This window comes from Mycobacterium colombiense CECT 3035 (genome assembly GCF_002105755.1).
Taxonomy (GTDB): Bacteria; Actinomycetota; Actinomycetes; order Mycobacteriales; family Mycobacteriaceae; genus Mycobacterium; species Mycobacterium colombiense.
In genome coordinates this window covers 5346717-5361484 of the sequence record NZ_CP020821.1, presented here as the reverse complement: position 1 = coordinate 5361484, position 14768 = coordinate 5346717, and the positions used below count along the sequence as shown (strand labels likewise).

Annotated in this window: 14 protein-coding genes; 7 read left to right on the top strand and 7 right to left on the bottom strand. The window is 68.2% G+C overall.

Features of this window, described 5'->3' with window-relative positions; all coding sequences use genetic code 11:
* Positions 1–2: 2 nt before the first annotated feature.
* A complete protein-coding gene (locus B9D87_RS25355) occupies positions 3–287 on the bottom strand; it encodes a DUF3349 domain-containing protein (RefSeq protein WP_007772942.1) in 285 nt (94 codons plus the stop codon).
* Positions 288–451: 164 nt separating this feature from the next.
* On the bottom strand, positions 452–688 hold the full coding sequence (gene mbp1, locus B9D87_RS25350; RefSeq protein WP_007772944.1) for a microaggregate-binding protein 1: 237 nt from the start codon (positions 686–688) through the stop codon (positions 452–454).
* Between the two features lie 242 nt (positions 689–930).
* Between mbp1 and B9D87_RS25345 the strand changes: the two genes are divergently transcribed.
* The 4 genes from B9D87_RS25345 to B9D87_RS25330 all read left to right on the top strand — a co-directional run bounded on the left by B9D87_RS25345 (position 931) and on the right by B9D87_RS25330 (position 5667).
* Entirely contained in the window at positions 931–1737 is an 807-nt protein-coding gene (locus B9D87_RS25345) for an SDR family oxidoreductase (protein WP_007772946.1), read from the top strand.
* 230 nt (positions 1738–1967) lie between these two features.
* A complete protein-coding gene (locus B9D87_RS25340; protein WP_007772948.1) occupies positions 1968–2366 on the top strand; it encodes a heme-binding protein in 399 nt (132 codons plus the stop codon).
* 130 nt (positions 2367–2496) lie between these two features.
* Entirely contained in the window at positions 2497–3552 is a 1056-nt protein-coding gene (locus tag B9D87_RS25335; RefSeq protein WP_040630905.1) for a DNA topoisomerase IB, read from the top strand.
* A gap of 321 nt (positions 3553–3873) precedes the next feature.
* Positions 3874–5667 (top strand): thiamine pyrophosphate-requiring protein, encoded by a 1794-nt coding sequence (locus B9D87_RS25330; RefSeq protein WP_007772951.1) that lies wholly within the window; start codon positions 3874–3876, stop codon positions 5665–5667.
* A gap of 18 nt (positions 5668–5685) precedes the next feature.
* Here B9D87_RS25330 and B9D87_RS25325 read toward each other — a convergent pair whose 3' ends face one another.
* Both B9D87_RS25325 and B9D87_RS25320 read right to left on the bottom strand, forming a co-directional pair.
* A complete protein-coding gene (locus tag B9D87_RS25325) occupies positions 5686–6354 on the bottom strand; it encodes a UdgX family uracil-DNA binding protein (RefSeq protein WP_007772952.1) in 669 nt (222 codons plus the stop codon).
* A 70-nt stretch (positions 6355–6424) separates the two neighbouring features.
* A complete protein-coding gene (locus tag B9D87_RS25320) occupies positions 6425–6985 on the bottom strand; it encodes a hemerythrin domain-containing protein (RefSeq protein WP_007772953.1) in 561 nt (186 codons plus the stop codon).
* A 145-nt stretch (positions 6986–7130) separates the two neighbouring features.
* On the opposite strand from B9D87_RS25320, the gene B9D87_RS25315 reads away from it, so the two are divergent.
* The 3 genes from B9D87_RS25315 to B9D87_RS25305 all read left to right on the top strand — a co-directional run bounded on the left by B9D87_RS25315 (position 7131) and on the right by B9D87_RS25305 (position 10414).
* Complete coding sequence (locus tag B9D87_RS25315; RefSeq protein WP_007772954.1) at positions 7131–8204, top strand: hypothetical protein; 1074 nt, start codon at positions 7131–7133, stop codon at positions 8202–8204.
* Positions 8205–8275: 71 nt separating this feature from the next.
* On the top strand, positions 8276–9295 hold the full coding sequence (locus B9D87_RS25310; RefSeq protein WP_007772955.1) for a sensor domain-containing protein: 1020 nt from the start codon (positions 8276–8278) through the stop codon (positions 9293–9295).
* Positions 9296–9442: 147 nt separating this feature from the next.
* Positions 9443–10414 carry an aldo/keto reductase gene (locus tag B9D87_RS25305; protein ID WP_007772956.1) on the top strand — a complete coding sequence of 324 codons (972 nt, stop codon included), beginning with the start codon at positions 9443–9445 and terminating at the stop codon, positions 10412–10414.
* Here B9D87_RS25305 and B9D87_RS25300 read toward each other — a convergent pair.
* From B9D87_RS25300 to B9D87_RS25290, 3 genes are all read right to left on the bottom strand, one after another.
* Positions 10411–11178, bottom strand: a complete 768-nt coding sequence (locus tag B9D87_RS25300; protein WP_007772957.1) for an SDR family oxidoreductase — start codon at positions 11176–11178, stop codon at positions 10411–10413. The genes B9D87_RS25305 and B9D87_RS25300 overlap by 4 nt on opposite strands.
* 104 nt (positions 11179–11282) lie before the next feature.
* Entirely contained in the window at positions 11283–13433 is a 2151-nt protein-coding gene (gene glgX, locus B9D87_RS25295; RefSeq protein ID WP_007772958.1) for a glycogen debranching protein GlgX, read from the bottom strand.
* A 92-nt stretch (positions 13434–13525) separates the two neighbouring features.
* Entirely contained in the window at positions 13526–14707 is a 1182-nt protein-coding gene (locus tag B9D87_RS25290; protein ID WP_007772959.1) for a zinc-dependent alcohol dehydrogenase, read from the bottom strand.
* Between the last annotated feature and the right edge of the window lie 61 nt (positions 14708–14768).

The window sequence follows — 14768 nt, the reverse complement described above, 5'->3', positions numbered from 1 at the left end:
GTTCAGCCGTCGTGGCGGCCCGCTTGCACGGCGACCAGAACCCGCTCGACGTCGGCGGCGGAAGGCATTTCGTCGGTCACGCCGATGATTTCCACGCCGACCTCGACGGCGTCGATGGCGTGCCGGCGGGGCGTGAGGAGTCGCTTGGCGATGGCGAGGATTTCGTCGTCGGACACTCGCCGCGGCAACAACGCCAGCAGCGGTGCGTATCCCACCTCAGGCGCCGGCCTGGGGTAGCCCGCGCGCAAAAAGGCGACCACGCTGAACAACCGACTTCGCAGGCCCATCTTCCACCTCGCTCTTTCACCGCGCTCCGCGTGCCGAAAGGCGGCTCAAGCCGGGGATTGCCCGGTGGAACGGCTTGAAACATCGATCGGCCTACGCCGACGGAATACCTTACGCGCGAAAGGGGCCCGGCCCGACAATCGGACCGGGCCCCGTTGCGGGTGGCCTACTGGTTCTTCTTCTGGCGCTCCTCGGCGGCGTCCGCGCCGGCGCGCGCCGACTCCGCTTCGGCTTCCTTTTTGCCCGCGTCGCGTTGCGCGTCCGCTTTGTCCTGCTGGGCCTGGCCCTCTCTGGACAGATCGTCGCGGCCGAGCACGGCCCCGCCGACCTCTTTGGCCTTGCCCTTCACGCCTTCGACGGCGCCCTTGACCGCTTCTTCCGGCCCGCTCTTGTCATCCCCCATGGGTTCGACCTCGCTCTCGGTGGTTACTGAGCTTGCGCTCGATGGCACCAAGGGCGTTCCCACCGCAGGGCCCGCCAAACGCCCGCGGTTCGCGTTACGCCCGGACGGCGGCGGCCGATGTGCGCGTGATCACGGCCGCGGCGGTTCCCGCCGCGGCTCACGTATCAACCGGCCAATCAATCAGTTTGAACGAGGATTAACCGGGTACATGTAGGCCGCGGCATGGAAGGGGGGAAGAGCAAGTGACCACCATCGCCGTCATCGGAGCGACGGGAACGGCCGGCTCCCGCGTCACCGCCAGGCTGAAAACGCGCGACGTCGCAGTCGTCGAAATCTCGCGTGAGCACGGCGTCGACCTGTTCAACGGGCGGGACCTTTCACGGGCGCTCGAGGGCGTCGACGTCGCCATCGACGTATCCAATCCCGTGCCACCCGACGGGCGGTCCGACATCACCCAGACGCTCGCCACCGCCTCGCGCAACATCATGGCCGCGTGCGCCCGCCAGGAAGTGCAGCGCCTGGTGGTGTCGACGATGGCGGGCATCGAAGACCCGGTGTTCGACGGCTTCCCCTATTACGAAGCCAAACGCGAAGCCAAGGAAATCCTGCTGGACGGTCCGGTGCCGGCGACGATCGTCAAGTCGACGCAGTGGTACGAATTCGCAACCAACCACGACGCGGTGACCTGTAGCGCCGACGAGGTGATCGTCGAGGACTGGCTGATCCAGCCCATCGCCGCCGACACCGTCGCCGACGTGTTGGTCGAGTCGGCCCTGGGGCAGACGCACTCGCCGCGCACCATCACCGGTCCGGACCCCATTCGGTTGCCCGATCTGACCTCGAAACTCCTTGCCCAGCAAGGTGATAGCCGACAGGTGCGAACCGTGGAGCCCGCGGTCGTCGCGCTCGGCGCCGGAGCGTTGCTGGCGTCCGGGCGCGCGGTGGTCGTCGGCCCCGACGTCGACACGTGGCTGCAGACCATGGCTCCGCCCAGCACCAACGGCCACCACGGTCCCGACGGGAACGGCTGCAATCCCGGTCCCGGATAACGATTTCGTCACGATCCCGAGGACTATTCCTTAGGAACCGGCCCGCTTTCTTAAAAACGATTCGATCCCTTGATCGTTCGCTTAGCAAAAGACCCGGTGTGGCGCCCTGGCGGCCGCCGGCGTTCGTCGTCAGCGAACTACGCCACTGCCGGCTTCCGCTACTTTGGATTTCGAGGATCGGGAGCCTCTTGCGAGTGAAGTCATTTTCGTTTCGAAGGACAACAAACATCATGAAAATCAGCAGCATTGTCGCGCGCCGAAAAGTTGCCGGGATCAGTGCCGGCTGCGTGCTCGGGGGAATGGCCATGGGCGTCGTCGGTGCGCCATCGGCGGCCGCAGCACCCGACTGCAGCCCGGCCGGTGTGAACAACACCGTCTCCTCGGTGCAGGGCTCCGCCCAGCAGTACCTGGCCGCGCATCCGGGCGCCAACCAGGTGGTGACGGCCGCCTACGGGCAGCCGCGTCCGCAGGCCGAATCGAGCCTGCGCGGCTACTTCACCGGCCACCCGCAGGAGTACAACGATCTGCGCGGCATCCTGGCACCGATCGGCGACACCGAACGGCAGTGCAACGTTTCCGCCCTGCCGCCGTACCTGGAGTCGGCGTACCAGGAGTTCATGGCCGGCTGATCGCGGTCCGAGACGACCCGCCACGACGCCGTGGCGGGTCGTTTCCGCGTCGCGGCGCCTTTTCTCACGGTGTGAACAACTTCTCCGGCGGGTAATTGTGCAGTCAGCTACCAGAACTGGAGGGCGAACAATGCGGCTGCGCCGGAGCGTATTGAGCAAGCCGGGTATAGCGCGCAAGCGTCGCGGTAAAGGCTTCGCCTATTACCGGCCGGATGGCAAGAGGGTGTCCGACCCGGAAACCCTGCAGCGCATCAAGGATCTGGTGATTCCACCGGCCTGGAAGAGAGTGTGGATTTCTCCGTACGGCAACGGCCACATTCAGGCCGTGGGCGTCGACGCGGCGGGCCGCCGCCAGTATCTGTACCACCCCGCCTGGCAGCAGGAACGCGCCGAGGAGAAGTTCGATCGCGTGCTGGAACTGTCCACCCGGCTGCCGGCGTGGCGGGCCGAGATCGCCAAAGACCTGACGCGCAAGGGCTTGACCCGCAAGCGGGTGTTGGCGCTCGCGCTGCGGCTGCTCGATCGGGGCTACTTTCGCGCCGGCGGCGAGCAATACGCCGAGGAACACGAGTCCTACGGCCTGTCCACGCTGTTGTGTGAGCACGTCGTGGTCCGCAGTGCCGCCGTGGAATTCGATTTTCCGGCCAAGAGCGGAGTGCGTCGCACCGTGGAGATCGAGGATCCCGAAGTGGTCCGGGCGGTGCGTGCGCTGATGCGCCGGCCCGACCGCACCGAGCGACTGCTGGTGTGCCGCACCTCAACCGGCTGGCTCGATGTGCGTGCCGCCGACCTCAACGAGCGATTCAAGGAGCTCGTCGGCGACGAATACACCGTGAAGGATTTGCGGACGTGGCACGGGACGGTGCTGGCGGCCGCCGCGTTTGCCGATGCCGACGAGGCGGTGTCGCGCCGCGTCGCCAAGCGCGTCGAATCCGCGGTGATGAAAGAGGTGGCCGAGGAGCTGGGCAACACCCCGGCCGTCGCGCGTGGTTCCTATGTGGACCCGCGCGTAGTCACCGGCTACGAGCAGGGGCTGACCATCGCCGCGGCGGCGCGGCGCGCCGAACGCGCTCGTAAGCCCGATGTGGCCCAGGAAATCCTGGACAAGGCGACCCGGATGCTGATCCGGCGAGTGGCCAAGGGCCACAGCGCTTCCGGATCCTCTGACTTACCTAAGACCGCGTGAACCACGCCCGCGCCCGGCGGCCGGGCAGCCGGCTCAGAGCCCTGCCCGATCGGTCATTGCACAACCGCCAGCTGAAAGCTGGCTGAGAGTCGCCTGACCCGCCGCGTTTCGGCGAATAACAACGGCGAATGCGGGTAACCGGGCTCGTGTGGGAAGTGCCCAAGCCGCCCTCGCGGCGGCAGCCTGCACCGGTCACGCCTGTCACCGGCGGCCGTCATCGGCCGGTCCGCGACTCGAAGGCGCCGCCGTGCGGGTGGTTCAAACAATAGCCACACACGCCCATCCGCCAGCACTGAGAACCGTCTGCCGAGGAGGGAAAGCATGTCCAAAAAAGAGGTTTCCGACTATCTGCTAGAGCGCTTGCGGGCGTGGGGCGTTGAACATGTATTCGGGTACCCCGGCGACGGCATCAACGGGCTGCTCGCGGCGTGGGGTCGCGCGGACAACAAGCCCAAGTTCATCCAGTCGCGCCACGAGGAGATGAGCGCCTTCGAGGCGGTCGGCTACGCGAAATTCACCGGCCGGGTCGGCGTTTGCGCCGCCACCTCCGGCCCCGGCGCGATCCACCTGCTCAACGGCCTCTATGACGCCAAACTCGACCACGTCCCGGTGGTGGCGATCGTCGGTCAGACCAACCGCAGCGCCATGGGCGGGAACTACCAGCAGGAGGTCGACCTGCTGAACCTGTTCAAGGACGTCGCCAGCGACTACGTCCAAATGGTCACCGTTCCCGAACAGTTGCCCAACGTGCTGGACCGCGCGATCCGGATAGCCATGACGCAGCGGGCCCCGACGGCGCTGATCATCCCCAGCGACGTCCAAGAGCTGCCGTACTCGCCGCCCGAGCACGCGTTCAAGATGGTGCCCTCCAGCCTCGGCATCGAGTACCCGGACATCGCCCCGGACGACACCGCCATCGCCCGCGCGGCCGACGTGCTCAACGCCGGCAAGAAGGTCGCCATCCTGGCGGGCACCGGCGCCCGTGGCGCCCACCAAGAGCTCGCCGAAGTGGCCGACCTGCTCGGTGCGGGCGCGGCGAAAGCGCTGTTGGGCAAGGACGTGCTGTCCGACGAATTGCCTTGGGTCACCGGCTCGATCGGTCTGCTGGGGACCCGGCCGAGCTACGAGATGATGCGCGACTGCGACACGCTGCTGACCGTCGGGTCGAGCTTCCCGTACACGCAGTTCCTGCCGGAGTTCGGTCAGGCCCGTGCGGTGCAGATCGACGTCGACGGCCGGATGATCGGCATGCGCTACCCCTACGAGGTCAACCTGGTCGCCGACGCGAAAACCGCACTGCGGGCGCTGATCCCGCACCTGCGCCGCAAGGAGGACCGCTCGTGGCGCGAGGGCATCGAGAAGACCGTGGCCCGCTGGTGGGAGACCATGGACAAGGAAGCGATGGTCAGCGCCCACCCGGTCAATCCGCTGCGGCTGTTCTCCGAGCTGTCGCCGCAGTTGCCCGACAACGCCATCGTCGCAGCCGATTCCGGCTCGTCGGCCAACTGGTATGCGCGCAACCTGCGCTTCCGTGGCAACATGCGCGGCTCACTGTCCGGCACGCTGGCCACCATGGGTCCCGGGGTTCCGTACGGCATCGGCGCCAAGTTCGGTCACCCGGACCGGCCCGTCATCGTGTTCAGCGGTGACGGCGCCATGCAGATGAACGGTATGGCCGAACTGATCACGATCAAGCGGTACTGGAACGAATGGAAAGACCCCCGGCTGATCGTCGCTGTCCTGCACAACAACGACCTCAACCAGGTGACCTGGGAAATGCGGGCCATGGCCGGTGCGCCGAAATTCGCGGAGTCCCAGAACCTTCCGGACATCGACTTCGCCGCGTTCGCGGCCAGCCTGGGCCTGAACGCCATGGCCATCAAGGATCCGGAGGAATTGTCCGACGCTTGGCGCCAGGCGCTGTCCGCGGATCGTCCCACGGTGCTCGACGTCTACACCGACCCGGACATGCCGCCTATCCCGCCGCACGCGACCTGGGAGCAGTTCAAGTCGGCGACCACGGCGGTGCTCTCCGGCGACGAGGATCGGGTGGGCTTCGTCAAGGTCGGCCTGAAGACCAAGGCCCAGGAGTTCTTGCCGCACAAGAAGAGTTGACTCCGGCGGGTTCAGGACTCACGGGCTTTTGGTGAGTCCTGAACCCGCGCTACGCAGGTCGTCGACGAACGACTTGTACACCTCGTCGTGGCGGTCGCTGCGGTCACGCAGCACCGACGAAGGATGCACCGTCGCCACGACTATGGGCTCGGGTGTGAGTTGCACTTCGGCGCCGGCCGGCAGGCGCAGTTGCTGGCCGCGCTGGGTGGATACCCGAAAGGCGTTGCCCAGCAACGACTGTGCGGCCGTGGCGCCCAGGCACACGATGACCCGCGGTCGCACCGCCTCGATCTCGGCGATCAGCCAGGGTCGGCAGGCGACCACTTCGGTGCGGCCGGGCTTTTGGTGGATGCGTCGCTTGCCGCCTTTGCGGGTGAACTTGAAATGCTTGACGGCGTTCGTCTCGTAGACCATCGCCGGGTCGACGCCGGCGTCCTCGAGCGCGCGGGCGAGCAGGCGTCCGGCCGGGCCCACGAACGGCTCGCCGGCGCGGTCCTCCTGGTCACCGGGCTGCTCGCCCACCAGCATGAGCGGCGCCCCGGGGTTCCCGTTGCCGAACACCGTTTGGGTGGCGTCCTCGAAAAGCGAACAGCCACGACAGGTTTGGGCGGCATCGCGCAGCGCGTCGAGTCCGCGCCCGTCGGGGAGGTAGCGGGCGGCGCCGGGGGCGTTCGATGTCGCGGCCATGACGAGACGGACGGCGTGGGTACCCCCGCTCCCCCACCGAGCGGGGGGACCACGCCTGCGGGCGGCTGTGTCAGCCCTTGCCGATGATGGCGTCGCGGGCCCGGTCGAGCATCGCCGCGAACGGCCCGGCGGCCAGGTTGGCCACCTGGGATTCCACCCCGGCGTGCGGGCGGGTGGGGGCGATCGCCTCGGCGAGCTTGGCGGCGCGGCCCATGCGTTCCAGCTCTTGGCCGCTCAATTCCTCACCCAGCTTGGCGAATTCGTCGTGCTCCTCGTGCTCGGCGTGTTCGATGACGGCGTCGCGCAGCTTCGTCAATCCGCGAGTGAATTCCTCGCTGTCGACGTCGAGCTTTTCCAGCTTCTGCAGAACGGTCTTGGCTTCGTGCTCTTCGTTCAACCGCTCGTCCACCACGGCGCTGCCGTTGGAGATCTTGCGCTTGGCGCGGGGGTGAACGATCTCTTCCTCCGCGGTCTCGTGCACGGCGAGCAGCCGCCGAAGCTCGACGAAGGCCTGCTCGCGGGCCTTTCCGGACGCCGCCAGGGTCTCGGCGAACATCGCCTTGATCTGCTCGTGCTGACTGACGAGGAAGTCGACCACATCGGTGGGCGACTTGATGGCGGTCGGTGCCACAGTGTCCCCTCCCATCTTTGGTTGGGCGCGCGGGGCTGTGCGCGCTCGCTGAAACGGCTACCCGACGAATCCGACCGTCAAACGGGGTGTGGCCCCGGCCGCAAGGGGTATGTCCTGGACAAACGGCGAAAGGAGCACGCGGTCAATGGGCGCCGGAACGGGTCCCCGCGCGGGCCAGCGCACACACGCGCTGCTGCGCTACGGAGTCATCGGAGCGATCGCGGCGGCCGCCATCACCACGGGATGTTCGCATCCCGGGGCGTCGTTGGAATCCGCGCCCGACGTCGAACTCTGGCGCGCCGGTGTCACGTTGCACGAGCCGGTGTGGTCCTACCGCACGCATGCGCTGGTCGCGCTCACCGACGATCACCGGCTGGCCGAGGTCACCGCCGGCGACCGCGGCGGCGACGCCAAGACGAAGTCCTCCGCACCCATCGCGACCGGACGCAACCTGCAGATCAGCCGTAAAGACGAGGGTGACGTGTTCGTGCCGCAGCCCGACCGCGGCAGGGTCGCCGTGGTCGACCTGCAAAGTCTGCGCCAGGTCGACGATTTCGACGCCGGACCGGCCCCGGCGTACCTGTCGGAGGACTCGGGATTGCGGATGCTGCTGGCGCTGTCGGCGGATGGGACGGCGGTGACACCGGTGGACCAATACGGCTACCACAAGCTCCCCACCGCGGTCAGCGGCGCGCGCGCCGACACCATCGACGGCGCGAACCGCGGCCGCGAGCTCGACTACCACCTGTTCGGCGCGTCGGGCATCCGCCACTTCCAGGGGACGTCGTCGCCGGCGCCGCAACGCGGTTCACTGGATTTCGACGTCGCGGTCTCCGCCGGTGACGGCACCGCGGTGACCCGCAGCTACGTCGCCGGCCACGATGACGCCACTCTGCATGCGATCGACTCCCGCCGCGGCGGAAAGGGATTGGAGGAACTGGCCAGCGCGCGGCTGCCGTCGCCGATCCGCGAACTCGGCACCGACGACACCAGGATCTACGCCGCCACCGACCACGAGCTGGTGACGCTGGAGGCGGCCAGCTTCACCGGCTTTCCGGACGGGCGGATTCACGTGCTGCGCACCATCGACTACCGGTCGGGGCTGCCGCCCGATGCCCGGGCGGCCGAACTGTCGGGCATGGCGGTCGGACCGCATCGGGTCTACCTGACGTTCGCGCGCGCGCCCTACGTGGTCAGCATCGCCAAGCCGCGGCTGTGACGGTCCCGGTTTAGGCGAGGGCCCTCGTCGGCTACATTTCGGGCAGGTTCGGCCGGTAAGGAGGCGCTGGGGTGACCAACCCGCAGGACCCGTATTGGCAAAACCCGCTGAGCTACGACCCGCTCGGCCGCGTCCCGCCGCCCGACCTGGAACCACCCGCGCAGCCGCCCGCCATGTCGCCGCCGCCGTTCACGCCGCCACCCGCGTCCGCGCCCTACCGCCCGCCGATCAACACCATGGCGACGCTGTCGCTGGTTTTCGCGTTCCTGTTCGCGCCCGTGGGAGCGGTTCTGGGACACGTGGGGCTGGCGCAGATCCGCCGCACCGGCGAGCTCGGCCGGGACCGTGCGCTGGTGGGCGTGACGCTGTCGTACATCTTCATCATGTTGGCGGTCGTCGCCTTGGCCGGCTGGGCCACCCTGGGCGGCTCCACCTCGTCGCACCGGAACTCCCCCGGCTCCAGCACGGCCGCCGGGCCGCCGCCGCCGACGGTCCCGCCCGAGACGATCGCCACCCTGCTGCCCGGGCTCGACGCGCTGCGCAACATCACCGGCGACGCGAACCTCGACGTCGGCCCGACCTGGAACAGCCCCGGACGCACCCCGGATGACGGCAGCATCGACCGCCCGGAGTGCTGGGAAAGCATCGCCGCCGGCAGCCCGGATGCTTACACCCCTGGGACGCTGGCCGGATACCACGCCGGTGAGTTCACCGACACCCGCAGCATGATGAAGTCCATGCAGGTCATCCAGGGCGTCGCGGCGTTCCGCGATCCGGGTGCGGCCCAGGCGCAGCTGGGTTCCCTGCTGTCGGGATGGCGCGCGTGCGGCGGCTCGACCGTCACCGTGAGCGCGCCCGAAGGGCAGCCGATTCCGATGTCGGTGAGCGCGCCCGCCGACGCCGGCAACGGCATCACCACCCTGGACCTGACGCCCAAGGGCATCCAGGTGCGTTCGGCGCGCGCGATCGCGGCCAAGGCCAACGTCGTCATCGACCTGAATGTCTCCGCCAGCGGCACCACGGACAGCGCGGCGCCCCGGGCCGCCGCGGTCAGCATCGCCAACTACATCCTCGGCAAGATCCCCGGCTGAGCGGCGCAGGTGCATCGACGGCCACTGACCCAATGGTGGCGACCCGCCGCGCCCGGCTCCGCCGCGCTTGCGATCACCACTGACCCAATGGTGGCGACCCGCCGCGCCCGGCTCCGCCGCGCTTGCGATCGCCACTAGGCTCAGGCCATGAAATTTGTCGACGTTGACGGAGTCGGCCGGGTCAGCCGAATCGGCCTGGGCACCTGGCAGTTCGGTTCACGCGAGTGGGGTTACGGGGACAGCTACGCCGCCGGCGCCGCGGGCGACATCGTGCGCCGCGCCCGCGCCCTGGGGGTGACGCTGTTCGACACCGCCGAGGTCTACGGCCTGGGCAAGAGCGAGCGGATCCTGGGCGAGGCCCTGGGCGACGAGCGCGCCGACGTCGCGGTGGCCAGCAAGATCATGCCGGTCGCCCCCTTCCCCGCGGTGGTCAAGCAGCGCGCCCGGGCCAGCGCGCAGCGGCTGGGCCTGGACCGCATCCCGCTGTACCAGATTCACCAGCCCAACCCGGTGTTCCCCGATTCGGTGATCATGCCGGGCATGCGCGACCTCCTCGACAGCGGCAAGATCGGCGCGGCCGGCGTCTCGAACTACTCGCTGCAACGCTGGCAGAAAGCCGACGCCGCGCTGGGCCGGCCGGTGATCAGCAACCAGGTGCACTTCTCGCTCGCCTACCCCAAGGCGCTGAAGAACCTGGTGCCGTTCGCCGAACGGGAGAACCGCATCGTGATCGCCTACAGCCCGCTGGAGCAGGGGCTGCTGGGCGGCAAGTACGGCGTCGACAACCGTCCCGGCGGCGTCCGGGCGGTGAACTCGCTGTTCGGCACCGAAAACCTGCGCCGCGTCGAGCCGCTGTTGCAGCTGTTGCGCGACGTCGCGAAGGACGTCGACGCGAAACCCGCACAGGTGGCGCTGGCCTGGCTGATCAGCTACCCGGGCGTGGTCGCCATTCCCGGCGCGTCCAGCGTCGAACAGCTCGAGTTCAACGTCGCCGCCGCCGATATCGAGCTGCCCACCGCGTCGCGTGACGCGCTCACCGAGGCGGCGCTGGCCTTCCGGCCGACGTCGGCGGCGCGCTTCCTCACCGACCTGGCCAAGGAGAGGCTCGGCCGCGGCTAAGACTGATTGGCCTCGGCGAACGCGGCGGGGCTGGCCGGCGCGCCGCGGGCAACCACCAGCGGCATCGACGTCGAGGCGTTGGTGCGCAGGATGGTGTGCACCACGTCGATGAGGTCCTCGACCGGCATCAGCTTGCCGGGCATGCAGCCGCGCGAGACCCAGAGCGGATAAGCCTGCATGGTGAGATCCATATCCCAGCCGGCGTTCATCCCCGTCGCCGACTCACCCTCGCCGCCCGCGCACTCCCCCACGATCAGGTTGGTGAAGCCGACGTCGGGGTGTTCGGACCGCCAGGCCTCGACGAGTCGTTCCAGGGCCGCCTTGCTGACGCCGTAGGCGCCCAGGCCCGGCCACGGCGGCCCGTAGGGGCCTGCGTCGGAGGACAGGTAGACCACCTTGCCCGCCGACTCGGTCAGGTGGGGCATGGCCGCCGCGGTCACCAGCGACGCCCCGACGACGTTGGTGTCGAAGATGCGCCGCCACGTGTCGGCGTCGGTGTCCACCATGCGGACCAGCGGGCTGATGGCGGGGGTGTAGACGATGTTGTCAATGCCGCCGAACGCGTCGGCGACATGATCGATGGCCGATCGGCACGATGCCTGGTCGCAGATGTCGCACTCGACGGCGATCGCGCCCGACCCAGCCTCCTTCGCAGCGGTCTCGAGGCGCTCCCGGCGTCGCGCCAGCAGTGCGACCTGATCGCCGCGCTGCGCAAGACCGACGCCTATGCAACGCCCCAGCCCACTCGAGGCGCCGACCACCACTGTCCTTGACATATTTGCCCTCTCCTGTAACGAGCTCGCTGCAGGCACAGCGTATCGGCAGGCGGGGCGCTACGTAACGTTCGGGCGGATTTGTGTCACGGTCTTCAGCCGCCGTCGGGGGCCTGCAGCACCACCGCGGTGTGGGCGTCCACGGTGAAGGTGCCGCCCCCGGGCACCTCGTCGGCCGGGGTGTCCTCTTCGGGTCCGGTGAAGAGCACGACCCGCCAGGACGCGCCGAATTCCTTTGGCGGCAAGGTGAATTCGATCGGCTCGTAGTGGGCGTTGAAGCACAGCAGGAAGGAGTCGTCGAGCATCCGCTGCCCCCGCGGATCACGGTCGGGGATGCCGTGACCGTTCAGGAAAACGGTGACCGATTTGGCGAACCCCGCGCCCCAGTCCTCGTCGGTCATCTCCGCGCCCTCGGGGGTGAACCAGGCGATGTCGGGCAGCCCGTCCTGGCCGCGGCGGCCCAGCGGCTTGCCGGAGAAGAACCGGCGCCTGCGGAACACCGGGTGATCGGCCCGCAGCGCCGACACCGTCCGGGTGAATTCCAGCAGGCCCGTGTCGGCGACCGACCAGTCGATCCAGGTGAGCTCGTTGTCCTGGCAGTAGCCGTTGTTGTTGCCGTTCTGGGTGCGACCGAGCTCGTCGCCGTGGCAGATCATCGGCACGCCCTGGGACAACAGCAGGGTGGTCAGGAAGTTGCGCTGCTGGCGGGCGCGCAGCTGGTTGACCTGCTCGTCGTCGGTCGGCCCCTCCGCACCGCAGTTCCAGGAGCGGTTGTGGCTTTCGCCGTCGTTGTTGTCCTCGCCGTTGGCCTCGTTGTGCTTCTCGTTGTAGGACACCAGGTCGCGCAGCGTGAACCCGTCGTGGGCGATCACAAAGTTGATCGACGCCACCGGCCGCCGCGCGGTGTGCTCGTAGAGATCCGCCGATCCGGTGAGCCGGTAGGCGAACTCGTCGAGGGTGGCGGGCTCGCCGCGCCAGAAGTCGCGGACGGTGTCGCGGTACTTGCCGTTCCACTCCGTCCATTGCGGAGGGAAGTTGCCCACCTGATATCCACCCGGGCCGACGTCCCAGGGCTCGGCGATGAGCTTCACCTGGCTCACGGTCGGATCCTGTTGCACGAGTTCGAAAAACGTCGCCAGGCGGTCGACGTCGTAGAACTCGCGGGCGAGCGTGGCGGCCAGGTCGAAGCGGAAGCCGTCGACGTGCATCTCGGTCACCCAGTAGCGCAGCGAGTCCATGATCAGCTGCAGAGCGTGCGGGTGACCGACGTTGAGGCTGTTACCGGTGCCGGTGTAGTCCATGTAGTACTGCTTGTCGTCTTCGACCAGCCGGTAGTAGGCGGCGTTGTCAATGCCGCGCATCGACAGGGTCGGACCCAGGTGGTTGCCCTCGGCCGTGTGGTTGTAGACCACGTCGAGGATGACCTCGATGCCCGCTTCGTGCAGCGAGCGCACCATGGCCTTGAACTCCTGCACCTGACCGCCCGGCGTGGTGGCGCTGGAGTACTTGAAGTCGGGCGCGAAGAAGCCAATCGTGTTGTAGCCCCAGTAGTTCGACAGCCCCTTGTCGACCAGTGTGGAATCGTTGGCGAAGTGGTGCACCGGCATCAGTTCGATGGCCGTGACCCCGAGGCTCTGCAGGTGCTCGATGATCACCGGGTGCGCCACCGCGGAGTAGGTGCCGCGCAGCTGCTCGGGGATGCCGGGATGGGTCTGGGTCAGGCCCTTGACGTGCGCCTCGTACACGACCGTGTCGGCGTAATGACGGTCCGGCGGCCGGTCGTTGCCCCAGTCGAAGTAGGGGTTGATCACCACCGATTTGGGCATGCTGGCGGCCGAGTCGTCGTCGTTGCGGCTGTCCGGGTCGCCGAAGTTGTAGCTGAACAGCGACTGGTTCCACTCGAACGACCCGTCGATGGCTTTCGAATACGGGTCGACCAGCAGCTTGTTCGGGTTGCAGCGCTGCCCGGCGGCGGGGTCGTACGGGCCGTGCACGCGGTAGCCGTAGCGCTGGCCCGGTTCGATGTTGGGGATGTAGGCGTGCCAGATGAAGCCGTCGACCTCCGGCAGCGGGACGCGGCTCTCGGCGCCCTCGGCGTCGAACAGGCACAACTCCACCCGCTCGGCCACCTCGCTGAACACGGCGAAATTGGTGCCCGCGCCGTCGTAGGTCGCACCCAGTGGGTAGGCCCTACCCGGCCACACCTCTCCGGTGGGCGTGGGGGCGAGGGCGTCTGCGGTGGTCATGGCGCTTTCAATACCCTGCCTATCCAGCCGTCAAACGGCGCGCCGCGCCCCCCGTCGCCTGGGCTGACCGGAAAGCTCTGGGGCATAACCGATCACGGCTTGAGTATGACCTTCACCGCACCGTCCTGCTTCTTCTGGAAGATGTCGTAGGCGTGCGGGGCCTGATCCAGTGGCAGCACATGGGTGGCGAAGCCCTCGACGCCCAGCGGGTCCTCGTCGGTCAGCAGCGGCATGATGTCGTCGACCCAGCGCTTGACGTTGGCCTGTCCCATCCGCAGGGTCACCTGCTTGTCGAACAGGGTGAGCATCGGCAGCGGGTCGGCCATGCCGCCGTACACACCGATCAGTGAGATCGTTCCGCCGCGCCGCACGATGTCGATGGCGGAGTACAGGGCGGACAGCCGGTCCACACCTGCGGTCTGCATGACGCGTTTGCCGAGCGCATCGGGCAGCAACCCGGCGACCTGTTGCGCCAGTTTGGCCGCCGGCGAGCCGTGCGCCTCCATGCCGACCGCCTCGATGACCGAGTCGGTTCCCCGGCCGTCGGTCAGGTCACGGATCGCGTCCCCGAGGGAGGAGTCGAGCCGCCCCAAATCGATGGTGTGGATGCCGCGCTTGGCCGCCCGGCCCAGCCGCTCGGGCACCAGGTCGACGGCGATGACGCGGTAGCCCAGGTGATCGGCGATCCGCGCGGCCATGTCCCCGATCGGACCCAGCCCGAGCACGGTGACCGAGCCGCCGTCCGGGATGTTCGCGTAGTCGACCGCCTGCCACGCCGTCGGCAGCACGTCGGAGAGATACACGAACCGCGAATCCGGCGGTCCCACAGGGACTTTGATGTGAGTGAACTGCGCCTGCGGGACGCGAAGCAGCTCGGCTTGCCCGCCCGGGATGGAGCCGTAGAGCTCCGAATAGCCGAACAGCGGCGCCCCCATGCCCTGCTCGCGCACCTGGGTGGTCTCGCACTGGGTGTAGAGCTTTTCGTGGCACATGTGGCAACTGCCGCAGGAGATTTGGAACGGAATGACGACCCGGTCGCCCACCCTGAGGTCGCCCGCCTCGGCGCCGACCTCCCGCACGATGCCCATGGGCTCGTGGCCGAGGATGTCCCCGGGGTTCATGAACGCCCCGAGAATCTCGTACAGGTGCAGGTCGGACCCGCAGATGTTGGTCGAGGTGATCTCGACGATGGCATCGGTGGGTTCCTCGATCTTGGGATCGGGCACCGATTCCACCCGTACATCGCGTTTGCCGTGCCACGTGACAGCTTTCATGGGAAGGGCGATACCCGCCTCGCACCCGTCGAAACGGCACCGTCACTTCCACCGGTTGGGC